This is a genomic window from Streptosporangium saharense (assembly GCF_014203715.1).
Taxonomy (GTDB): domain Bacteria; phylum Actinomycetota; class Actinomycetes; order Streptosporangiales; family Streptosporangiaceae; genus Streptosporangium; species Streptosporangium saharense.
Genome location: NZ_JACHJP010000004.1, coordinates 519054 through 538476, shown reverse-complemented (window position 1 = coordinate 538476; position 19423 = coordinate 519054). Strand labels below are relative to the sequence as shown.

Annotated in this window: 29 protein-coding genes; 26 read left to right on the top strand and 3 right to left on the bottom strand. The window is 69.3% G+C overall.

Annotated features, from left to right (window positions below; translation table 11 throughout):
• Positions 1–875 precede the first annotated feature (875 nt).
• The 3 genes from FHS44_RS22315 to FHS44_RS22305 are packed head-to-tail and all read right to left on the bottom strand — an operon-like array spanning position 876 to position 2922.
• The gene (locus tag FHS44_RS22315; protein WP_184717643.1) at positions 876–1523 is read right to left on the bottom strand and encodes an HAD family hydrolase; all 648 of its coding nucleotides are present in this window, start codon (positions 1521–1523) and stop codon (positions 876–878) included.
• Between the two features lie 11 nt (positions 1524–1534).
• On the bottom strand, positions 1535–2068 hold the full coding sequence (locus FHS44_RS22310) for a P-loop nucleotide/nucleoside kinase family protein (protein ID WP_184717641.1): 534 nt from the start codon (positions 2066–2068) through the stop codon (positions 1535–1537).
• Positions 2068–2922: an AAA family ATPase gene (locus FHS44_RS22305; RefSeq protein WP_184717639.1), complete on the bottom strand. Its 855-nt coding sequence runs from the start codon at positions 2920–2922 to the stop codon at positions 2068–2070. Before FHS44_RS22305 ends, FHS44_RS22310 begins: the two co-directional genes overlap by 1 nt.
• A gap of 327 nt (positions 2923–3249) precedes the next feature.
• Between FHS44_RS22305 and FHS44_RS22300 the strand changes: the two genes are divergently transcribed.
• The 26 genes from FHS44_RS22300 to FHS44_RS22180 all read left to right on the top strand — a co-directional run bounded on the left by FHS44_RS22300 (position 3250) and on the right by FHS44_RS22180 (position 19415).
• Entirely contained in the window at positions 3250–4110 is an 861-nt protein-coding gene (locus FHS44_RS22300; RefSeq protein WP_184717637.1) for a DUF4097 family beta strand repeat-containing protein, read from the top strand.
• Between the two features lie 150 nt (positions 4111–4260).
• Positions 4261–4437 carry a hypothetical protein gene (locus tag FHS44_RS22295; protein ID WP_184717635.1) on the top strand — a complete coding sequence of 59 codons (177 nt, stop codon included), beginning with the start codon at positions 4261–4263 and terminating at the stop codon, positions 4435–4437.
• On the top strand, positions 4434–4634 hold the full coding sequence (locus tag FHS44_RS22290) for a hypothetical protein (RefSeq protein ID WP_184717633.1): 201 nt from the start codon (positions 4434–4436) through the stop codon (positions 4632–4634). The genes FHS44_RS22295 and FHS44_RS22290 overlap by 4 nt, the downstream gene beginning before the upstream one ends.
• Positions 4631–4753 carry a hypothetical protein gene (locus tag FHS44_RS41845; protein ID WP_281401533.1) on the top strand — a complete coding sequence of 41 codons (123 nt, stop codon included), beginning with the start codon at positions 4631–4633 and terminating at the stop codon, positions 4751–4753. The genes FHS44_RS22290 and FHS44_RS41845 overlap by 4 nt, the downstream gene beginning before the upstream one ends.
• A 4-nt stretch (positions 4754–4757) precedes the next feature.
• Positions 4758–4985, top strand: a complete 228-nt coding sequence (locus tag FHS44_RS22285; protein ID WP_184717631.1) for a hypothetical protein — start codon at positions 4758–4760, stop codon at positions 4983–4985.
• A gap of 95 nt (positions 4986–5080) precedes the next feature.
• Positions 5081–5305: a hypothetical protein gene (locus tag FHS44_RS22280; protein ID WP_184717629.1), complete on the top strand. Its 225-nt coding sequence runs from the start codon at positions 5081–5083 to the stop codon at positions 5303–5305.
• Between the two features lie 78 nt (positions 5306–5383).
• The gene (locus tag FHS44_RS22275; protein WP_184717627.1) at positions 5384–5587 is read left to right on the top strand and encodes a hypothetical protein; all 204 of its coding nucleotides are present in this window, start codon (positions 5384–5386) and stop codon (positions 5585–5587) included.
• Positions 5588–5851: 264 nt separating this feature from the next.
• Positions 5852–6154: a WhiB family transcriptional regulator gene (locus FHS44_RS22270; RefSeq protein WP_221461118.1), complete on the top strand. Its 303-nt coding sequence runs from the start codon at positions 5852–5854 to the stop codon at positions 6152–6154.
• Entirely contained in the window at positions 6151–6633 is a 483-nt protein-coding gene (locus tag FHS44_RS22265; RefSeq protein WP_246435789.1) for a transcriptional regulator, read from the top strand. The genes FHS44_RS22270 and FHS44_RS22265 overlap by 4 nt, the downstream gene beginning before the upstream one ends.
• Positions 6634–6758: 125 nt before the next feature.
• A complete protein-coding gene (locus tag FHS44_RS22260) occupies positions 6759–6956 on the top strand; it encodes a hypothetical protein (RefSeq protein WP_184717623.1) in 198 nt (65 codons plus the stop codon).
• A 17-nt stretch (positions 6957–6973) separates the two neighbouring features.
• Positions 6974–7636 carry an NUDIX domain-containing protein gene (locus FHS44_RS40210; protein WP_184717620.1) on the top strand — a complete coding sequence of 221 codons (663 nt, stop codon included), beginning with the start codon at positions 6974–6976 and terminating at the stop codon, positions 7634–7636.
• A gap of 249 nt (positions 7637–7885) precedes the next feature.
• The gene (locus FHS44_RS22250) at positions 7886–8044 is read left to right on the top strand and encodes a DUF3970 family protein (protein WP_184717618.1); all 159 of its coding nucleotides are present in this window, start codon (positions 7886–7888) and stop codon (positions 8042–8044) included.
• Positions 8045–8104: 60 nt separating this feature from the next.
• A complete protein-coding gene (locus FHS44_RS22245; protein WP_184717616.1) occupies positions 8105–8734 on the top strand; it encodes a hypothetical protein in 630 nt (209 codons plus the stop codon).
• Between the two features lie 82 nt (positions 8735–8816).
• Complete coding sequence (locus FHS44_RS22240) at positions 8817–9272, top strand: hypothetical protein (protein WP_184717614.1); 456 nt, start codon at positions 8817–8819, stop codon at positions 9270–9272.
• On the top strand, positions 9269–9442 hold the full coding sequence (locus tag FHS44_RS22235; RefSeq protein ID WP_184717612.1) for a hypothetical protein: 174 nt from the start codon (positions 9269–9271) through the stop codon (positions 9440–9442). The genes FHS44_RS22240 and FHS44_RS22235 overlap by 4 nt, the downstream gene beginning before the upstream one ends.
• Positions 9443–9455: 13 nt before the next feature.
• Positions 9456–10454 carry a conjugal transfer protein TraI gene (locus tag FHS44_RS22230; RefSeq protein ID WP_184717609.1) on the top strand — a complete coding sequence of 333 codons (999 nt, stop codon included), beginning with the start codon at positions 9456–9458 and terminating at the stop codon, positions 10452–10454.
• Between the two features lie 39 nt (positions 10455–10493).
• Positions 10494–10667 carry a hypothetical protein gene (locus FHS44_RS22225; protein WP_184717608.1) on the top strand — a complete coding sequence of 58 codons (174 nt, stop codon included), beginning with the start codon at positions 10494–10496 and terminating at the stop codon, positions 10665–10667.
• Positions 10668–10762: 95 nt separating this feature from the next.
• Entirely contained in the window at positions 10763–10948 is a 186-nt protein-coding gene (locus FHS44_RS22220) for a hypothetical protein (protein ID WP_184717607.1), read from the top strand.
• On the top strand, positions 10945–11262 hold the full coding sequence (locus FHS44_RS22215) for a hypothetical protein (RefSeq protein WP_184717605.1): 318 nt from the start codon (positions 10945–10947) through the stop codon (positions 11260–11262). The genes FHS44_RS22220 and FHS44_RS22215 overlap by 4 nt, the downstream gene beginning before the upstream one ends.
• Entirely contained in the window at positions 11259–13430 is a 2172-nt protein-coding gene (locus FHS44_RS22210; protein WP_184717603.1) for an ATP-binding protein, read from the top strand. Before FHS44_RS22215 ends, FHS44_RS22210 begins: the two co-directional genes overlap by 4 nt.
• Before the next feature lie 227 nt (positions 13431–13657).
• On the top strand, positions 13658–14362 hold the full coding sequence (locus FHS44_RS22205) for a hypothetical protein (RefSeq protein WP_184717601.1): 705 nt from the start codon (positions 13658–13660) through the stop codon (positions 14360–14362).
• A gap of 10 nt (positions 14363–14372) precedes the next feature.
• On the top strand, positions 14373–15338 hold the full coding sequence (locus FHS44_RS22200; protein ID WP_184717599.1) for a phosphoadenosine phosphosulfate reductase family protein: 966 nt from the start codon (positions 14373–14375) through the stop codon (positions 15336–15338).
• A 387-nt stretch (positions 15339–15725) separates the two neighbouring features.
• Positions 15726–16133, top strand: coding sequence for a hypothetical protein (locus tag FHS44_RS22195; protein ID WP_184717597.1), 408 nt, complete (start codon positions 15726–15728; stop codon positions 16131–16133).
• A gap of 34 nt (positions 16134–16167) precedes the next feature.
• Complete coding sequence (locus FHS44_RS22190; RefSeq protein ID WP_184717595.1) at positions 16168–16854, top strand: PP2C family protein-serine/threonine phosphatase; 687 nt, start codon at positions 16168–16170, stop codon at positions 16852–16854.
• Positions 16855–16914: 60 nt separating this feature from the next.
• A complete protein-coding gene (locus FHS44_RS22185) occupies positions 16915–17814 on the top strand; it encodes a bifunctional DNA primase/polymerase (RefSeq protein ID WP_184717593.1) in 900 nt (299 codons plus the stop codon).
• Positions 17811–19415 carry a hypothetical protein gene (locus FHS44_RS22180; protein WP_184717591.1) on the top strand — a complete coding sequence of 535 codons (1605 nt, stop codon included), beginning with the start codon at positions 17811–17813 and terminating at the stop codon, positions 19413–19415. Before FHS44_RS22185 ends, FHS44_RS22180 begins: the two co-directional genes overlap by 4 nt.
• Positions 19416–19423: the final 8 nt, after the last annotated feature.

Genomic DNA, 19423 nt, shown 5'->3' with positions numbered 1-19423 from the left:
GAGGTCTGCCAGGCGACCAGCAATGAGCGGCTTGTACGAGTCTTTCCTGCGGGCTGGGTTCGCCGTCTGCAGGAGGGCTTCGGCGGCGTCTGAGCAGAGCGGCCGGCGACTCGGAGGGTACGAGCTGCGGCGGGACGCGTCTGTGAGCGGCTGCGTTGCTGTATTGCGCTGCTGTACGGACATGAAAGAGGCCCTCCGGGATGATCCCGGAAGGCCTCTGATCTGCTGCGCGGCCGAGAGGACTCGAACCCCTAACCTTCTGATCCGTAGTGGAAGCCTCATGTCCTTCGTAGGACACCGCCTACCAGGGAAAACGCTCAGATATGAGGCCCAGAGGCTTGGGTTTCGGCACGTATTCGGCACAGCTACCGGCTTGCCTGGCACTGGCAGGGCAGTGTCGTCAAGCTCCTAGTGACCTGATCAACGTGGGCGAGCCTGCCTGACCCGAGGCAGAGGCGGCACGGCAGGGCGGCGGAAATCATCGGGTCGTGCCAGACGCGATGGTTCCACGCGGGGGGTGGTGTAGTCGGCGGCGGTAGCGGGTTCTCCTCTGGGTCGTCAGGGCCGCCTACGACGCCGCGCCCATAGCAGCACATGCACTTCAGTACGTATCCCGGCAGGCTGCGATCCTCGCCGGTCCCCTCGCACTCCGGGCAGGTGAGCGGATCGGTCATGTGTCCTGCCATCCTGTGCCGCGGCAAGCGCGGCACCTCACCCACACGGACTGTTTGGGGCCAGTTCCGTTGCGGTCTTCCCAGTTACCGCCTTCGCCCAAGCAGGCGCCACACCGATGACGCTGAGGAGTTTCCTCCTCATCATTCCTAGCCATAGCTCGACCGTACGCCAGACCTCTGCTGCCGTCACGCCGCTCAACTTTATTCGTGCAGAATTTCCATCGCCTGGAGTACGTCCGTGAAAACGTAGTCCGCGCTATGTTCGCAGTCGGACCATTTCCCATGGTCGATCCAAATCGTGCGGAGACCTGCTGCGCGTCCCCCAGCTATGTCGGCTACAAGGTTGTCTCCGATCATCCATCCGCCCCCAGCGCAGAGGCTCATGCCGCACCGTTCGGCTGCGATCTCGAACAGTCTGCGATCGGGCTTGCGAATTCCCTCAATTCCCGAGAGCACATAAGCATCCACTATCTCGGACAGCCCCGTTTGGTTAATCTTTCCGAACTGGTTGTCTGCTGTCCCGTTAGTAACGATGGCCACTTTCCAGCCGGACGCGCGGAGTCGAATAAGGCCGTCCTTGACTTCAGGTTGGCAGCGAACGAGGTACGGCATGCGCTGGCGGTACTGTCTCCACAGCTCTCCGGCCGGTTCAGGCAGAGCGAAGTGTTCGCGAATCTTGGCGAAGAACACCTCACGATGGGGATAGCCTGCCCGGTCTAGCGACATCATCAGATCAACCGCTTCATAGCCCAATCCATGTAGATCGGCGAATTCGATTACCCACACCGCAAAGGCTTTATCCAAGTTCACAAGGGTGTTGTCGAGGTCAAAGAGCGCAAGCTGCTGCATAAGCGCGTACTTTACAGGTCCGCAACCCTGCGCACCTCAGTGTCGATCAGTTGCGCCGCTTGCTCAGGTGAAACCTTGGCCGTGTTAATGGCTAGGTCCGCACCGACGAGAGGCCCTGTTGCATCCCAGGCGTACAGTCGCTCTGCTAGGTCGGTCGATCCACGGGCGACAATTCTCTCCTCGGCTACATCCCGGGGGCACCAAAGGGACACCACCAGCCACCTGTCAGGAATTGATTCGGTAATCCTGCTGACAGCTTCAACCTGTCCAAGGTGAACCACGGGGATTCCCTCTTCGAGACTTTGTGCCAATCCGGGGCGATCGACTACGTAGGTAGCCCCATATCGGCTATTTTCCCAGATGGCATCACCCCCCTCCCGGAGTTCCGCAATGGCGGCATCGGTCGTGATGCGATATCCGCGAGTGCGACCACCTCCGGACTTGAGTCGAGCGAACGCCTGATAGCGCCTATCAAGCTTTTCGAGTTCCGTTGTGATCGTGTCTTTCCCAGCTGCCGGTGGGCCGTAGAGGACGATGCCTGGCATCAACTTTCCTTCGTATTAATAATCTCCTTAAGGAGATTACGTGCCTGATTCTGCAAGGGCTCACTGGACACACTATTGTCGATCACGCTATGAGGAACCGCCGGACGGAATGCCACGTCAATGCCCGATAGGTAGCCTGACCAGTTCCCCAGCTTTGCGGCATCACGAGCCGCACCACGATGCCGAATGTAAGTGTGCATGGTATTTGGGTCACAATAGACCCAAACCAGCGATATTGCCGCATTTTTGGAAGCGAAGGAAGCCTCTGTCCGCGCTAGCCATGCGGCGTCATTAAACTCTCGAATGAACGGCGCGGTTGCGATGACACTATTGCCGCAGGCTAGATTCTCTTCCACCGCCGCCATCAGTGCTTCATACTCGCGGGGGCGTATCTTGGTGAGATAGTCCTCAGATTCTCGGTCGTTCGGGGAGAGGTCGAGAATCTCTAGAGCAGCTTCAACGACAGGGCGTGTAATCGTGTCCTTGTCGAGCATGGACCAGCCTGTTTCTCTAGCAAGAATTCTGCCCAGCTCAGTCTTTCCGCTGCCCGCATATCCGCCGATGATAATTACGTGCGGATTTTGCGCGCGCAGATCATTCCTGAGCGTCTGATCAGGAGCATTGACGACGCGCTTTGATCTGGACTGGTTGAGCACGATGCCTTCTTCGGCCAGCACCTTCATGGCCTCGGTGATCGTGAAGACGCTGACCCCCCACTCCTGCGCCAGCACACGTGACGATGGCAGCGCTTGGCCGTGTCGAAGCACGCCAGCCGCGATGTCGTTGCGGATGGTTCGGGCTACCTGCTGATGCAAGGACTGGGAGCGATTGAGCCGCTCTCGTGAGGCTGCCATGTGCCGATGATCCTTCCGCTGGCCAGGTGTACCGCCAGCCTATCTATCAGTTGATAGAGGCGCATTTTGCCTGCTCAGAAGCCTCTCTAAAAAAATCTTGAGACCTAACAGTTGATAGCTAGCCCATTCAACTGTTAGGTTCCTGGCAACGCAGTCCCGCACAGCTGGAAGCCAGGGAAGGCGGCTCTCGTGCCGCGCGCCCAGCAGGCTGTCGCACTCGATGCCTGACAACTCAAGACGTGGGCCACCGCCTCCCCGACAAAAGGCGGCCTACGCAGGGAAAACGCCTGCGCATGATCCATCGTTTCGACTCCATCAAGGAGCATCATGACCATGACCACGCGGACTTTGTCCGCCCCGCTCCTGGCCGATCTCGTCTTCGAGTTGGCCATGCCGGACGGGGCCGTCGAGGTGATCGCCGACGACATCGACCACGTCGAGATCGCCCTCGAAGCCACCGCCGACAGCCCGGCCGCCCGCGCCATCGCGGACGCCACCCTGACCACCCGCGGCTCCGTCGTGCGTCTGCACGTCCCCGCCCCGGAGCACGACACCGTGACCGTCATCAGCCGAAACACCGTGGTGACCGGCCTCGTGATCGACGCCGACATGGTTTTCCTCGGTGAAGGCATCGTCATCACCGGTGGCGGGGGTGTTCGCGCCACGATCCGTCTGCCGCGCCGATCGGCCCTGCGGGTGGAGACCCGCTCCGCCGACGTCCGCACCCGCGGCCTCCTGGAGACGCTCGACTTCGAGAGCGTCTCCGGGGACCTGACCGCCGACACCGTCCGGTCGCTCACCGCCACCACCACGTCCGGTGACGTGCGCGTCGGGGACGCGGACGGGGTCAGCGTGAGCACCAAGTCCGGTGACATCCGGATCGGCCGTACCACGGTCGCCGTGCTGCGATCCACCTCAGGTGACATCCAGATCACCGACTTCGGCGGGTCGGGTCGGCTGACCACGACCTCGGGCGACATCACGGTGACCGCGTCCCGGCCCGGCCGCCTCTGCGCGGCGTCCACCTCGGGCGACGTCACCGTGACCGCGACCGCTGACCTGGCCGCTCTCGGCGAGGGCGGCCTGGTCGTGGAGGCCCGTTCCACCAGGGGCGACGTGTATACGCCTCGTCTGGCGTCGGCTTTGACCGGCTCGCGTGGCGTTCGCTACGCGGCGCCGGTGATCTGAGCCGCCGACCTTTCAGCCCCGATGGTCGAAAGGCAGGGTTCGACTCCCTGCCGGGGCGCTCCGGCCGTCCGGCCGGTAACCGCTGAGGGCGACCCCCAATCCGCCAAGACCCGGGGCCGCCCTCGTCTCCGTACAAGGAGCGCATTCATCATGACGCACCCCAAGCCCCCCGCCAACAGCCCCGGCAGGCTGCTCAGCCGCGGCGGGGTCCTGTTCACCGAGTCCGGTGAGGCGAAGACCATGCGCGACGCCTACGACGCCCAGCTCCGGGTGGAGCGGGGCCTGCCCGTCCTGGCCCCCAAGGGCGGGAAGGGCGGCAAGAAGTGAGCGCCCCCGACGTCAGCCGGATGACCCGTGAGCAGCTGGCCGAGCACGTGGACGGCTGCCAGCTCTGCGGGGCCGACGACCCACAGATTCGAGCCGGAGCCCGTGACTCCTCTGTCTTCCTCGGTGACCTGCGTGACTACGTGAGTGGCGCGCATGACCCGCGCTGGCTGGCGATCGCCGAGGGGGCGAAGTCGTGACGCCCGCCGAGCGGCTCGCCGCCCTTCTCATTGCCCAGAACGCCCTGGACAGCGCCATGGTCCAGCAGTCGGCCGACGACAAGGACAAGACCGAGGGCAAGGGGGGCAAGGGTGCGTAGCCGGATGTCGCCCGAGCAGCTGGCCAAGGCCAAGAAAGCCTCCAGCGATGCCACGTACTTCGGTCAGCTGGCCGAGGCCGCCGAGGGGCTCGGCGTGACCAGGGTCCAGCGGGAGAAGGCCGCCGCCGAGCTGGAGAAGGCGGTGGGCCGCCGCAAGGCCGCCGCCTACCGCGAATCCGCTCTCCAACGGGCCGGTGCCCCTCCCAAGGGGCTGCGCCGCTGGATCGGCTGACCGCCTGTTGCGGGTGCTCGCCCACCACCTCGACCGGGGTGGGCGGGTGCCCGGAGCAGCCGCTCCCCACCGCCGACCCCACCGAGGAGATCGTCATGGGTTCGATGCCCACGAAGGGCGGCAAGCTGGCCGCCGAGCTGGGGCTGACTCCCCGCTGTGTCGTCCTGACCGCCTTGGCCGTGATCGCCCTCGCCCTCGCGGTCACCTTCGCCGTGCCCGCCTTGTACGGCGTCGCGGCGGTCACCGCGTTCGTGGCCGGAACGGTCTGGGACCGCCGTATCTGCTGCGACGAGTGCCTTTGCGCCTTGGAGGAGGGCTGAGGCTGCGGGTGCCCGCCCGGCCACCTGGTCGGGCCGGTGCCCGGAGCAGAGCGCTCCCTTCGCCCGAAGGAGACCGGCATGGCCAAGAAGCCCGATTACCGCACCTCCCTACAGGACTTCGCCGACGAGGAGTTGCGCGACAAGGCCCGCGGAGAGCTCGTCCGGCAGCAGAAGGAAGCGCGCGAGCTGGAGCAGTACGGCGGCAACGCACGGGCCCGTGACCTGGCCCGCAAGCGTGTCGAGGAGATGTTGCAGAGGCGCCAGAAGAACGAACGGCGCTGAGGTTGCGGATCGCGCCCGCCCCTGTGCGGGCGCGTGTCCGGAGCGTCAGACCGGCGCTCTCCACCTGAGGGAGATGACCGTCATGCGTCCTACCGCTTTCACCATGCTCGCGTTCGCGCTGGCGTTCGTCCTGGCCAACGTCGGCCTGATCGCGCTCATGAACGCGCTTCTCAAGTAGCCCCCTGATCGCGTCTGAGACGACCGTTTGAAAGGACCGCTATGCCCTTGACCTGTACCCCTGTTGTCCCCGCCGCATCTGCGGCGTTGTTCGATGCCGTCGCTGATCTGCCCGCTGAGCTGGCCGATGGCGCGTTGTGCACCTGCCCCGAGCTGCACACCGGTCCCGACCCCGAGAGCGCCCCCGAGGCGCCCGAGGAGCGGACCGCGCGGGTGCAGGTCGCCGTCGAGGTCTGCGCCGAGTGCCCGGTGCGGGTGCTGTGCCTGGCCCGCGCGCTGCGGGTGCGCCCCACGGTAGGGGTGTGGGCGGGTCTGGACGCCGAGACCACCGACTGGGACGGGATGTTCACCGGCCTGGTCCCGGCCGCATCCGAGCTGGGGCGAGCATGACCACCAGCATGCTGACGGTGGCGGCGTTCGCCGCGCTGTGGGCCGCGCTGTGGACCGGCCACTCCGTGGGGGATCACTGGGCTCAGACCCATTGTCAGGCCACGACCAAGGGCGCCCCCGGCCTGGTCGGGCGGCTGGCGTGCCTGCGGCACGTCCTCACCCTCACCGCCACCAAGCTCGGGGCTCTCCTGGCGCTCATCCTGCTGACCGGCCTGAGGCTGTCCCCGGCGGCCGTGGTGATCGCGCTGGGCGCCGATGCCGCCTCCCACTACTGGGCCGACCGGTCAGCCCCCCACCCCGACCGCACACAAGCCGTCACCCTGGAGCGGCTCGCCATGCGGGTGCGCAAGGCCGGGTTCTACCAGCTCGGCGACCGGATGCTCGCCCCGACCGGCACCGGCGCCTACCAGCTGGACCAGTCCTGGCACCACGCGTGGCTCTTCATCACCGCCCTGATCATCGCCGGGAACGTGACGTGACGCGCCCTCGGTGGGAGTGCCTCCGTCCCCGCATCTGATCGCCCCGTTGCGGGTGCTCGCCCGGCCGTGCCAGCCGCGCGAGTGCCCGGAGCAGAGCGCTCCCTGATCCCGCGAAGGAGATCGAGATGGGCAAGACGAACATCACCACCGGCGGCTACCTGGCCGTTCAGATCGGGCGGGTCGCCCCCACCGACGACAGACCGACCCCGGAGGAGACCGAGACCGACGCCGCCCCCGGCGCCGTCACCAACATCCGCTCCGGCAACGCCCGCGTCGGCCACCAGACCGACGTCATCACCGGCGACGTCACCATCGGCCTGTGACCCCCAAGGAGAGCACCGTGAGCATCACCTACACCCACCCCGACGTTCTCGGACGAGGCGTCAGCGAGGGCTGGGCCGAGCAGGAAAGCGACCCCCGCCGGATCGACTGGGCCGCGCGCCTCCAGGCCGCGGCGATCCCCTTCGAGGTCATCGACGGGCGGCCGGTCAACCCCGGCCGGAACCGCTACCCGACCGGCATCCGGTACGGCAGGGGCGAGCTGGGCCACTGGGGCGAGAAAGTCGCCGCGGACGCCCTCGTCACCGCCCACTACGACGGTGGCCGGTGGCTGCTGATGGTCGAGCGCGACGACGGGCACGGCTGGGCCGCCCCCGGCGGCTGTCTGGACGACGGTGAGGCTCCGGTGGATGCCGCAATCCGTGAGCTGGCAGAGGAGACCGGCCTCGTCCTGGGCGACGGCGTGATCTGGACGGTGCTGCCCGTCCGGTACGTGCCCGACCCTCGCGCGACCGATGAGGCGTGGATGGTCACCTGGCCTGCGACCGCGGACCTGGGCGAGGTCGCCGAGCTACCCGCCGTGACCGGCGCCGACGACGCCCGCCACGCCGCGTGGGTGCGGGCCGACAGCTACCGCGCCGTGGTGGCCGCGCTGGCCGACGTCGGCGGGAGCGTGTTCGCCGCGCATGTCTCGCTGCTGCGCGACCTGCTCGACGAGCGCTGAGGTTGCGGATCGCGCCCGCCCCCGCGCGGGCGCGTGTCCGGAGCAGAGCGCTCCCGATCACCGTGAAGGAGGCCCGTGCCCGACGACACCACCGCCTGCACGGCCTGCGTGAACGGCAGGTGCAGCCACGGCAAGAAGTGTCACGTCTGTGACGGCACCGGCCGTGTCCCCCAGCAGGTGAAGCCCCAGAAGTAGCCGCGGGGCCTGTCACTGGCCTACCGCGCTTCCGTCCCCCTTGAAAGGAACCCTTTGAAGATCCGTCTTTTCGGCATGCCCGATGAGGTCGCCCAGGCCACGAAGAAGATCGAGGAGACCTTCGACGTCGTCGAGGTCTCCGACCCGTACGCGTCGCGGGGCAACAGCCGTCAGGTCCGCGTCTACCTGGAGGTTCGCCTGCCCCGTTCGTGACCCCAGTAGTCCCTGCCCACCGTCCGGCGGGCAGGGCCGTTCTCAACCTCAGGAGCTTTCATGATTCCTACCTTGCTTACCGCCGCCTCCCGCGTCGTGCGTGACGCGGGCGACCTGCCGCCGCTGGTGGTGTCCCTGCTGGCCGACGACGAGGACGCCCAGGCCGTCGAGGCCGGGGCGGAGGTAATCCCTCCCAGCATGGTGCTGATCGCCCCCTGCGTGGAAGTGACGGCGGCTGAGCAGCTCGCCGTGGTTCACGCCTTTGCCCACGCCCAGGGATGGGAGGTCTCCCAGCCGGACGACTGGTGGGAGACGTCCGGACAGGTGGACGGCGTGAGAGTGCTGGTGCAGAGCGTGTCGAGCTTCGGTTACGTCAGCGACCCTCGTTCGCCGTCCGCCTCCACCGTCGCTCACGCCGACCTGCTGGCCGCCCTCATCCCCTGGGCGGCGGAGCTGCCCGCGCGTGAGATCGGCCTGTTCCAAGTGGCGGAGCTGCCCACGGGGCTGGAGGTGCGCCTGGAGGTCTCCACTGACGGGATGCGCCTGATCAGCGACAAGTACGGCCCTTGGGAGTCCAGCAAGACTCACGTCCCCTGGCTGGGTTCCGGGGAGCGCGCTGACTACGGCAGCGCCTGGATGCGCGGAACTACCCCGACCGCCCACCCGCTGAAGGTTTCCACCAGCTGGTGATCCTCCCCTGCGGGGTGGGCGGTACTCACTCCCGCCCACCCCGCGGCTGGCGCCTGTGATCTCCCGAAACGGAAGGCAACCGGTGACCTTCTCCCCGTTCTCTGGCGCTGACCGTCTGCTGACCGACTCCGCTGGGCTGTTCGCCACTCTGACCGGCCTGGGCCTGCCGCGCGGCTCGTATGTGATCTGCGGGTCAGCGGCCCTGTACGTGCGTGGCCTGCGTGAGCGCATCGGTGACCTGGATGTGCTGGCCACCGGCCCGGCCTGGCGAATCGCCGCCACCCTCGGTGCCCCGCGTCCCGCCCCTTCCGGGTACGGCCTAGCCATCCACCACCCGGCCGTACCCATCGAGTTCGTGGACCGGTGGACTCCCGGCTGGTGCACCGACCACCTGATCGAAAGCGCTGACGTCATCGACGGCCTGCCGTTCATGCGGCTGGCCTGCGTGCTGGCCTGGAAGGAGGCCGCGCGCCGTCCCAAGGACGTGCCCGACATCGCCGCCGTCCACCGGCTCCGCCGGATGTGGACCGGCCGGTGAGACGCCTCGACAGCGACAAGAGCCTCGGGCACCTGGTGCACGGCCTGGCGCTGCCCGCCCTGAAGAAGCGCGAGGACGCCTGGCTGGAGTCCGACCGCCAGCGCGGCATGACCCGTTCCGCCCGCGACGGCTACGACCGCCGTCCGGCCCCGACCAACCGCCGCCCCTGAAGGAGGCAGCATCATGACCACCATGCCCGTCCCGGACCCGAGTCCGGAGGAGGTGACGCGCGGCATCGCCGCGCTCGAACGTCACCTTGCCGCCCAGGCGCCACCCGCGCCTCCGTCCGAGCCCGTGCTGGCACGTCCGACCGATCCGCCGAGCGGTGAGACCAAACGCGTGCGGCAGCTGCGCCAGCAGGTCGCCGAAGCGCACGCGCTGGCCGTTCTTCAGGACGATGACGCGCCGTTGACGCTGGACACCGACAAGGTCCGCAAACGGCGCCGGGCCGCGCACGAAGCGGCCCGGCTGTATGAGCTGGCCCAAGCCCCGGCCATGCAGATCTACCAGACCGTACGGGTCCGGCGGCTGCTGGTCATCGCCGCGATGCTGGCCCTGACCCTGGCCTTGGCGTGGTCCACGGCCGGGGTGCAGAAGTTCGCCGCCGACGGGGCCGCCGCCGGATCGCCCGCCTGGATCTTCGCGTGGCTGGTCGAGCCGTTCATGTCCATGGCCCTGCTCGTCGTGGTCGGCGCCCGCGCCTACCTGGGCACCCGCGGCACGATGCTGAACCACCCGACCGTGATCCGCATCGAGTGGCTGTTCCTGGGCCTGACCGCGACCATGAACGCCTGGCCCTACCTGCCCGGGATCGCCGAGACATTCAGCATGGCCGCCCTGGTGCTGCACCTGCTCGGGCCGGTCGTGGCCGTGGCGATCGTGACCGTCCTGCCGATCATCCTGGCCGCGTTCGCGGGCATGAACCACACCCCACACACCGCCCCGCCCTCGGCGACGCCTCAGGGCGCTGACCAGCGATGGAGGAGGGACGGAGGAGGGGCGGAGGACCCTCCCTCCGAGACCGGCCGAGGACGGACGCCCGATGAGCACCGCGCCGAACTGAGGCGACTGATCGCCTCCGGACAACTGCCCGCCGTCCCCTCAGCGCGGGCGATCCAGAACGCGCTGCGCTGCCGAGAAGACCTGTCACGCACCCTGCGCGACGAACTCCGCAACCCCTGAACCCAAAACCGCCGATCGACCACTCACTGAGGAACAGCCATGAAGACCAACAAGCCCACCTGCGGTGCCGGGTTCGTCAGCCGGGACGGCGCCGAGTCCTACACCTGCCAGCGCCCGGACAGCCCGCACGTCAGGCACCGCGACGGCAACGCCGAGTTCCTGCGCCTGCCCGGCGGCGCCCTGATCACCAAGCCCGCCAAGCCCGGCAAGTAGCTCCGCCCGGGGCACGGCCCTCATCCGCCAAGACTCCGGCCGTGCCCCGGCCACCCGAACCGCATCCATGAACACGAGAACGAGGTGCCCTCATCATGACCGACAACATCACCCCGGCCAACACCCGCACGACCTACCCGATGGGAGCCATCGCCGGGCGCGGCAAGAGCAGAGCCGCCCGGTGGATGCTGGCCGCCGCGCTGACGTCCGGCCGCACGCTGACCATCACGGACCTGAAGAACCCCCAGCACAGCGACGACCTGGACGGAGGGACGGCATGAACTCCCTGATGTCGGCGATGGCCTTTCTGCTGCTGGTCGTGCTGCTGGCCGGATCGGTCACCGACCCGGAGCAGAGCGCACGGACCCCCACCCAGGTCAGCGCCCGGATCGCGACCGCGTCGGCGCCTCGCTGGGTGGGGTGGGCGGGAGCCGTACTGATCGCCGCTCCGCTGTATGCGCTGCTGGTGGCCACCCGGGGCGCGCTGTGGCTGGCCCTGGCCGCGCTGGCCTGGGCGGCGTGCCGGGCGGCCAGCGCGCTGGCCATGGACGGACGGGCGCTCCGCATGGTCCGCACGGCGGGAGGCCGGGCATGACGCTCCACCACACCCCTGATCCGCTGCCCGAAGGTGGTGACTCCATGGGCGAGCTGGTGCGCTTCCCCCGCCGCGACAACGGTGACGGGGCCGCGCCGCTGGAGGGCACGGTGGTGCCCCGAGCGCTGCCCGACGCGCCGGATGACTCGCAGGCCGCGCCGCTGGTGCGGCTGCTGGGGCAGGCCGTCGAGCACGCGGCGCGGGTGCGCGCCGATGAGCGCACCGTACGCCTGACCCGGGGCGCGCTGGGCGTGACCGTCACGATCGGCCAGGGTGGACACTCCTGGCTGGTGCGTGCCTGGGACGCCCTCACCCTGGGCGCCTACCGCCGTCAGATCCGGGCGGCCGAAGCGATGGGCGATCGGGCCGCGCTGTCCGAATGGATGGACCGCAAGGCACAGGCGGCCGACCGGCGTCACGCCCGCCTGGCGGCGTTGCCTGGCTTGGCGCTGGGGCTGGCCAAGGTCGCAGGTGGGGGCGTGGCCGCCACCGGGGTGGTGCTGCTGGGCACCTCGACCCTGGTGTGGGCCACCGGCGCGGGTGAGTTCCTCACCGTCCCCAAAGCCGCGGGCACCGTCCTGCGGTGGGTCTTCGACGCTGTGGCGTTCGGCCTCTCCCCGGCCCTGACCGTCGCGCCGATCGCTCTGGTGTGGGCGGCCTGGCGGGAAGGACGACGACGCGGCAACGCCCCTTCGTGGCTGGCCACCGCCGCCGACGCCGACCTCGACATCAGCATCGACGAGACGACCATCGCCCGCGCGCTGGAAGCGCTGCGCATCCCGCAGATCACCACCTACCTCAAGCAGGGCCTGCCCCTGCAATACCTCACCACCGCCCGCCGCGACGGCCGGGGCACGCACGCGGTGCTGCGCCTGCCCGCCGGAGTCACCGCCGAGCAGCTCACCAAGCGCCGCGCCGCGCTGGCCACCGGCCTGTACCGGGCGGCCAAAGAGGTCTGGCCGACCACCGGCAGCGAGGCGGGCATCCTGGATCTGTGGGTGGCTGACAAGGGCGCCCTGGCCGAGGGCGCCGGACCGTACCCGCTGCTCACCGAGGGTGTGGTGGACGTCTTCAAGGGCGTCCCGCTGGGCAAGACGCTGCGGGGAGACCCGATCATGGCGCCGCTGATGGAGCGCAACACCATCACTGGCGGCATGCCCGGTCAGGGCAAGTCCAGCTCCGCCCGGGTGATCCTGGCCGGGGCCAGCCTGGACCCCACCGCCGAGATCCGCATCGGGGTGCCGGACAGCAACTTCGACTTCGAGCTGTTCCGGCCCCGCTGCTCGCGGTATGTGATGGGCGCCGAAGACGACAAAATCGCCGAGATCCTCGACGATCTGCGGGAACTCGACGCCGAGGTGCAACAGCGCGGGGAGCTGCTCATCCAGCACCAGGAACCGGCCGTCACCCGCAAGCTGGCTGATGCCGGGATTGGCCTGCACCCGCTGTTCTACCTGCTGGAGGAGGCCCACATCGCGATCCAGCACAAGACCTATGGCAAGGAGATCGCCGAGCTGCTGATCAGGATCGTCAAGCTGGGCCGCAAGCGCGGCATCCACCTGCTGGTCTCCACCCAGGCGCCGACCAAGGACAGCATGCCGCGCGATGTCACCCGCAACTGCTCCAACGGCATCGCTTTCGCGGTCGGCGACCACGTGGCCAACGACGCGCTGCTGGGCCAGGGCGCCTACTCGGCCGGGCACCGCGCCACCGAGCTGATCCCCGGCGTGGACAAGGGCACCGCGGTGTGCAAGGGCCTGACCGGGGAGCGCTCCGACATCGTGCAGGTGTACTTCATCTCCATCGCCAAGGGCCGTGATGAGCTGACGCCCATCATCGAACGATCCATGGAGGCCATCGCCAAGCGCGGCACCGGCGTGCCCGGCACGACCCGCCCGGCCCGGCAGGCCGAACCGGACCGGGATCTGCTGGCCGACCTGGCCGCGGTGCTCGGGGAGCTGACCGTCCCGGCCGCGGACCTGCCGCCGCTGCTGGCCGCTCACGCCCCGCAGTGGGTGCCGTACCGGTCCTTGACCGGCAAGGCGCTGCGCGAGCAGCTGGCCGAGCTGGGCGTCAAGGTGCCCTCCACTGGCAACAAGTGGCCGGTCTCCCCGGAACTGGTACGGCAGGCGCTGGCCGACCGCCAGGACGCCGACGCCGCCAGTTAGCCGCCCTTCCCCTACCCGCCGATGCCCTCCTACAGGGGTTTTCCGAGCATCGGCGGGGGCGGCTAACCCGGCTAACTGACCTAACTTTCCGCAGGCCAGGGCGGGTTACCCCGGTCGCGGGCGGCCGGGTTAGGAATCTAACCCCGAATCCGGCGGCCTAACTGCCCTTCCTTCTTCCTCGGGATGCCATCGAGTCCCTTCCGCACGCCTACGACAGGAGAACCGTCATGTCTACTTCGCCCGCCACCGGTCGCCTGACCTTCACCACCACGACCTGTTTCGTGGTCCGCTGCTTCGACTGCGCCACCCCGTTCGGCTACGACGGCGAGATCCACTTCTTCACCCTTGAGGCCGCCCGTCGTGACCTGGAGTCCACCGGCTGGAGTCGTGCCCACGACGCCGAGTCTCCCGGTCGCGACGTCCCGGCCGACGCCGAGCGGTGGCGCTGCCGGGACTGCGCCACCGCCCGCATCTGCGCCGCTGTCGGCCACCAGCCCAGCCCCATGGCCTCCTGGTTCGACCGGCGTACCGGCGTCTCCTTCCAGGACGGGCAGGTCTGCGAGCGCTGCAACATCTACCTGGCCAAGCCCGTCCGCAAGCTCTCGCCTGCTGACTACCCCATCGAGGACACCCTCATCCGGTACCTGCACTGGGACCACGCCAGCCTGCCCGAGGGCGCCGACCTGACCGCCGCCGTGGCCGTCCTGATCGACCAGGCCAACGCACTCGGCTGGCTGACCCGGTGGGACGCCTACCTGGCCGCTCACCCCGACGCCGTCCGCCACGACCGCGACGACACGCTCGACATCGCCGCCGGGATCACCGCTGCCGACCAGCTCATCACCTTGGTCGGAAAGCTGCGTCAGCAGCTGACTCAGGCCGTGATCCCGGCCGCTGCCCCGCACATGGTCACCACGAACCCCGATGCTTGAGGAGCCTGTCATGGGTCGTCATCAAACGTTGATGCCGATGTTGCCCGGCATGCCGGACGCGGTCGCGGGCCGCCCGGCCAAGGCCTCTGCCCGGCCGCCGCTGCGCACCCTGGACCAGGCCATCGCCCGTAGCCACGACATCATCGCTCAAGCTCTCGACCGGTACCCGATCGTGGCCCGCCAAGCGCTGGTGTCCGGCGGCAACGACTCCATGGTGTTGCTGCACCTGGTCCGCCCCTACCTCGATTCCTCACACCATGACGCGGTGGTGCACGTCAACACCGGCATCGGCATCGACGACACCCGCCAGCACGTGCGCGACACCGCCGCCGCCTGGAACCTGCCACTACGCGAGCTGCACCCGCGCGACTCCTACGAAGACCTCGTACTCGGCCAGGTCATCGCCCGCACCGGCCCCAACGCCGGAATCCGGGCGGTGTGGAAAGGCTTTCCTGGCCCGGCCGGGCACAGCGTGATGTACCGGCGGCTGAAGAACGAACCCCTACAGCGCAACCGCGCCGCCATCATCGGCACCCACGGCCGCTCCCAAAAAGTGCTCTACCTGGCCGGGATGCGCTGGGACGAATCCGACCGCCGCTTCCGCACCGCTGCGGAGATCGACCCCGACGGCGGGATCATCTGGTGCTCGCCGTTGGCGCACTGGACCAACGCCCAGATGCGCGAATACCGCGACCGGCACCTCATCCCGCGCAACCCGGTCGCTGAGCACCTGCACATGTCCGGCGAATGCCTGTGCGGCGCCTACGCCAAACCCGGCGAACTGGACGAGATCGCCTTCTTCTACCCCAGACCGCCTACACCATCCGCAGCCTGGAAAAGCGCGTTGAGCAGGCCGGGATCGCGGCCTGCAAGTGGGGCCTGGCCCCACCCGGCGGCAACCAGCCCAAGCCCGGCAGCATCGCCGGACGGCTGTGCTCCTCCTGCCCGGCCCCCCTGGCCGGACAGACCGACCTGATGGACACCTGGATCCAGCAGGGACTCCTCACCCCAACAACGCCACCTGCCCCTGCGTCCGCTTGCGCGTCCCCGGCCGCCTCCGCCGTGGTCCAGCTGCCCGCCTCAACCAGCGGCAAGACCATCGCGTTGCGTGCGGCGCACCAGGCCGCGTCGTGATTGGCCGCACCTACCTGGAGCGCGGCACGCCCATTGTCATCCTGGCCCGGTGGCAGACCCGCCGCCCGGTCGGGACGGCCCCGGTGACCGTGCACCCCGCCCCGTCCGGGCGGGGCCCTGCCCACCCGCGGCACCGGCCCCCGCAACGTCCTGATCCGACGCCCGGACGGCTCCCGCGTCGTCCGCCCCTTCCGAGGGCTCCGCCGCCCCGCACCCCAGGAGGTCACTGATGCTCTCTTCTGAGCCATCCGCCGCCACGTACAGCGAGGCGGTCGAGGCCATCCTCGACGCCCTCGACGACCGAGACCTGACCACCGCCCGCGAACACTTCCGCCGGGCCGTCCACGGCAACCCGGCGGCGGTGACCGGTCTGCTCAAATTCTTGGCCGCCGCGGTCACCATCCCCGCTGGGCTGGTCGTGGTCGGGGCAGGGATCGACATCTGGGCCAACCCACACCGAGCCGACTGGGCCTGGCGGTGCGGCGACTGCCCGTGGACCGGCAGCAACTACCGCAGCCTGGCCGTCGCCCGCTCCGCAGCCCAGGAGCACGCCCACGACCACCAGAGCGGAGGGGCGCCGGTGCCGGTGGTCGTGGAGTACGGCAGCGACCCGCACACCGAGAAAGCACGTCGCTGACGTGCGCCCGACGACCGAACCGAAGGGGCACCCCATGTGGATCTCAGCTACGGCGACCCGCCGCGGCGTTCGTCCGTACAACTGCGACGCCGCCCTGATGTGGCGGGCTGACGACCGGACCGTCGCCGTGGTCGTGGACGGCATCGGCAACAGCGCCGAGGTCGCCGCGAACTCGGCGCTGCTGGCCGACGTCGCCGCCCGCGTCGCCGCCGACCGGGGCGGCATGGCCGGGCTGCTGTCCGCCAGCGGCCTCCTCAACGCCCCCGCCGACGACCGGGAGGACCCGGACGCGGTCGCCGTCCTGGCCGTCGCGCACCCTGACGTCGCGGTCATCCACTGGATCGGCGACGCCCGCGCCTACGGCTGGGACGGGGTCGAGCTGCGGCAGTACACCACCGACCACACCGTGGGCGAGCAGCTGCGCCGCAACGGCGTCGCGCTCGACCTGGCCGCCGACCACGACAACTGGGTCCGCACGACCGTGGGGCGCGCGACCGTCGCGACGGTCTACGAGGCGCAGATCCCCAGCGAGCAGCTGGTCCTGCTGACCTCTGACGGCGTCCACGACCAGATGTCCCACCAGGAGCTGACCGCGCTGGTGCGCGAGCACCACGCCGACCCGCAGCGCCTGGCCGACGCCCTCGTGGACGCTGCGCGGCCTGACGAGACCGGCTACCGGGACGACGCCACGGCCGTCGTCCTCAGTCTCACCAAGCAGTGATCCATCCCGGCGCCGGGCACGTGGTTCCGGCGCCGGACTTCCAGACCGAGGAGAGAACTCGTGACCTCGCCACAGCTCCGCTACGCCCTGGCCGCCGCCGCTCGCGGCTGGCACGTCTTTCCTGTCGCCATCGGCGACAAGGTCCCGCTGTCCGGCTTCCGGTGGAAGCGGCACGCCACCACCGACCCGCAGGTCATCTCCCGGATCTGGGCGCGCCAGCCGTTCAACATCGGCATCTCCTGCGGGCCGTCCCGCCTGGTCGTGATCGACCTCGACTTGCCCAAGCCTGGTGAGCAGGTCCCCGACCAGTGGCAGCGGCCCGGGGTGACCGATGGCGCCGACGTGTTCGCCCTCCTGTGTGAGCAGGTTGGGCAACCGGTGCCGTGGGAGACCTTCTCCGTCCGCACCCGCCGGGGCGGCCTGCACTGGTACTTCACCGCCCCGCCCGATCTCACCCTGACCAACACCTCCGGTGAGGCGGGCGGTGGCCTGGGCTGGCGGATCGACACCCGAGCCACCGGCGGATACGTCGTCGGCCCCGGCAGCCACGTGGACCTGCCGGATGGCGCCGGATGGTACGAACCCCTCCACACCGCCGAGGTGGCGCCGTTGCCCGGCTGGCTGGCCGAACGACTACGCCCGGCCCCGCTCCCGCCTCAACAGCCCGTCGTGGTCGAGCTCCGGTCCGGGCGCCGAGGCGCGTACCTGACGGCGGCGATCCGCGCCAGCCTGACCGCCCTGGCCTCGACCACCGCCCACACCAACCGCAACGCCACCCTCTACGGCGCCGCCGTCGCGCTCGGACAGCTCGTCGCCGGAGGTGCCCTGGGCGAGGGCGAAGTCACCGACCTGCTGACCGACGCCGCCGTCCGTACGGGCTTGGCCGAGGGCGAGGCCCGCCGTACCATCGCCTCCGGTTTCCGCGCCGGGGCTCGACGACCTCGGAGCGTTCCCGCATGACCAGCACCACACCACCCACCCCGGCCGCTCCCGGGCAGGACACGCCCCGGGTCCAGGTCGGCTCCGGCCCGGAGACCATCCGGGTGCTCAAACGGCGCCTGGCCGAGGGGCTGCTGCCCGACACCTACGTCTCCGGTGGCGCCTTGGTGCACATGGAGACCATCTCCGGCGGACAGGCCAGCCCGGCCGCTGACGAGGACTCGCCGCTGCCGACCACCGCCAGCCCGATCACCCCGGCCACCCTGGCCGGGCTGCTGGCCGAGCACGTCTACGTCTACCGGATGCGCTCGCGCAAGGACGCCTCCGGCGGGAGCGAGCTGGTCGAGGAGGAGGTCACCCCGCCCCGGGAGATCCTCTCCTCGGTGCTGGCGGGCAAGACCTGGCCGCACCTGCCGCCGCTGCGCGGCGTCATCGGCGCCCCGATCCTGCGCCGCGACGGCACCCTCCTGCAAAAACCCGGCTACGACCCGGCGACCGGCCTGTACCTGGCCTCGAAAGTCGCGTTGCCACCGGTCCCGGACTGGCCCACCCCCCAGCAGGTACAGCAGGCCCGTGACTTCCTGCTCAACCGGTTCCTGCGGGACTTCCCATGGGCCAGCACGGCCGATCGCGCCAACTACCTGGCGTTGCTGGCCACGCCGATTCTGCGGCACTTCACCCGCAGCCTCACCCCGTTCGCGATGATCGACGCGACCATGCCCGCCTCCGGCAAGTCCATCCTGACCGGCGGCCCTGGCATGCTCTACGGCCAGCGCATCATGCCCTGGGCCGACGCTGAGGAAGAACTCCGCAAGAGCATCACCGCGGTGCTGGCCGAACAGGTCGGCGTGGTCATCTGGGACAACCTGCCCGAAGGGACCGTGATCGACTCCGCGACCCTCGCGCTGCTGGTGACTGCCGGGGTGTGGTCGGACCGGCAGTTGGGTGCCTCCCGCAACATCGCCACCGTCAACGACCGGCTGTGGATGGCCACCGGCAACAACCTTCAGGTCGGCGGCGACATGGCCTCCCGTACGGTGCGGGTGCACCTCGACCCGAACATGCCCCGTCCCGACCAACGCGATCAGAGCACGTTCGGCATCCCGCACCTGGACCAGTGGATCACTGCGCCGGGCAACCAGATGACCGTCCTGTGGCACCTGCTCATCCTGGTGCTCGACTGGACCGGCCAGGGTGCCCCCCGCTCCGCCGGAATGGCCATGCGGCAGTTCACCCCCTGGACCCAGGCCCTGGGCGGATTCCTCGCTCACCACGGCATCGAGGGGTTCCTGACCAACGCCGCCGACGTCCGCGACATCGACGAGGACGAATCCCGCTGGGGAGCGTTCCTGTCCTGCTGGCACCGCCTGCATGGCCAGCAGCCCATGGCCGCCGCCGAACTGCGCCACTCTGGAGAGCCGGACCGGGTCGGGTTCGAGGAGGTCGATCGGTGGGACGGGATGTTCATCACCACCCCCTCCGGACGGCTGCCCAACGCGATGTCCCTGGGGCGGCTGCTGACCGGCCAGATCGGCCGGTGGCGCGGCGAGTACGTGATCCGCTCGGGCAAGCACGAGCGGGGCAACCGAAACGTCTTCTGGGTCGAGCGCCACTCGGCATGAGGCACCGG

Excerpts from the sequence above, each read along its gene's own strand:
- FHS44_RS22295 (WP_184717635.1), top strand. The coding sequence starts at position 4,261 with ATGACGCACCCCAAGCCCCCCGCCAACAGCCCCGGCAGGCTGCTCAGC.
- FHS44_RS22285 (WP_184717631.1), top strand. The coding sequence starts at position 4,758 with ATGTCGCCCGAGCAGCTGGCCAAGGCCAAGAAAGCCTCCAGCGATGCC.
- FHS44_RS22190 (WP_184717595.1), top strand. The coding sequence starts at position 16,168 with ATGTGGATCTCAGCTACGGCGACCCGCCGCGGCGTTCGTCCGTACAAC.
- FHS44_RS22195 (WP_184717597.1), top strand. The coding sequence starts at position 15,726 with ATGCTCTCTTCTGAGCCATCCGCCGCCACGTACAGCGAGGCGGTCGAG.
- FHS44_RS22265 (WP_246435789.1), top strand. The coding sequence starts at position 6,151 with ATGACCACCAGCATGCTGACGGTGGCGGCGTTCGCCGCGCTGTGGGCC.
- FHS44_RS22305 (WP_184717639.1), bottom strand. The coding sequence starts at position 2,922 with ATGGCAGCCTCACGAGAGCGGCTCAATCGCTCCCAGTCCTTGCATCAG.
- FHS44_RS22215 (WP_184717605.1), top strand. The coding sequence starts at position 10,945 with ATGAACTCCCTGATGTCGGCGATGGCCTTTCTGCTGCTGGTCGTGCTG.
- FHS44_RS22205 (WP_184717601.1), top strand. The coding sequence starts at position 13,658 with ATGTCTACTTCGCCCGCCACCGGTCGCCTGACCTTCACCACCACGACC.
- FHS44_RS22180 (WP_184717591.1), top strand. The coding sequence starts at position 17,811 with ATGACCAGCACCACACCACCCACCCCGGCCGCTCCCGGGCAGGACACG.
- FHS44_RS22230 (WP_184717609.1), top strand. The coding sequence starts at position 9,456 with ATGACCACCATGCCCGTCCCGGACCCGAGTCCGGAGGAGGTGACGCGC.
- FHS44_RS22220 (WP_184717607.1), top strand. The coding sequence starts at position 10,763 with ATGACCGACAACATCACCCCGGCCAACACCCGCACGACCTACCCGATG.
- FHS44_RS22210 (WP_184717603.1), top strand. The coding sequence starts at position 11,259 with ATGACGCTCCACCACACCCCTGATCCGCTGCCCGAAGGTGGTGACTCC.
- FHS44_RS22275 (WP_184717627.1), top strand. The coding sequence starts at position 5,384 with ATGGCCAAGAAGCCCGATTACCGCACCTCCCTACAGGACTTCGCCGAC.
- FHS44_RS22315 (WP_184717643.1), bottom strand. The coding sequence starts at position 1,523 with ATGCAGCAGCTTGCGCTCTTTGACCTCGACAACACCCTTGTGAACTTG.
- FHS44_RS22225 (WP_184717608.1), top strand. The coding sequence starts at position 10,494 with ATGAAGACCAACAAGCCCACCTGCGGTGCCGGGTTCGTCAGCCGGGAC.
- FHS44_RS22200 (WP_184717599.1), top strand. The coding sequence starts at position 14,373 with ATGGGTCGTCATCAAACGTTGATGCCGATGTTGCCCGGCATGCCGGAC.
- FHS44_RS22300 (WP_184717637.1), top strand. The coding sequence starts at position 3,250 with ATGACCATGACCACGCGGACTTTGTCCGCCCCGCTCCTGGCCGATCTC.
- FHS44_RS22310 (WP_184717641.1), bottom strand. The coding sequence starts at position 2,068 with ATGCCAGGCATCGTCCTCTACGGCCCACCGGCAGCTGGGAAAGACACG.
- FHS44_RS22280 (WP_184717629.1), top strand. The coding sequence starts at position 5,081 with ATGGGTTCGATGCCCACGAAGGGCGGCAAGCTGGCCGCCGAGCTGGGG.
- FHS44_RS22245 (WP_184717616.1), top strand. The coding sequence starts at position 8,105 with ATGATTCCTACCTTGCTTACCGCCGCCTCCCGCGTCGTGCGTGACGCG.
- FHS44_RS22260 (WP_184717623.1), top strand. The coding sequence starts at position 6,759 with ATGGGCAAGACGAACATCACCACCGGCGGCTACCTGGCCGTTCAGATC.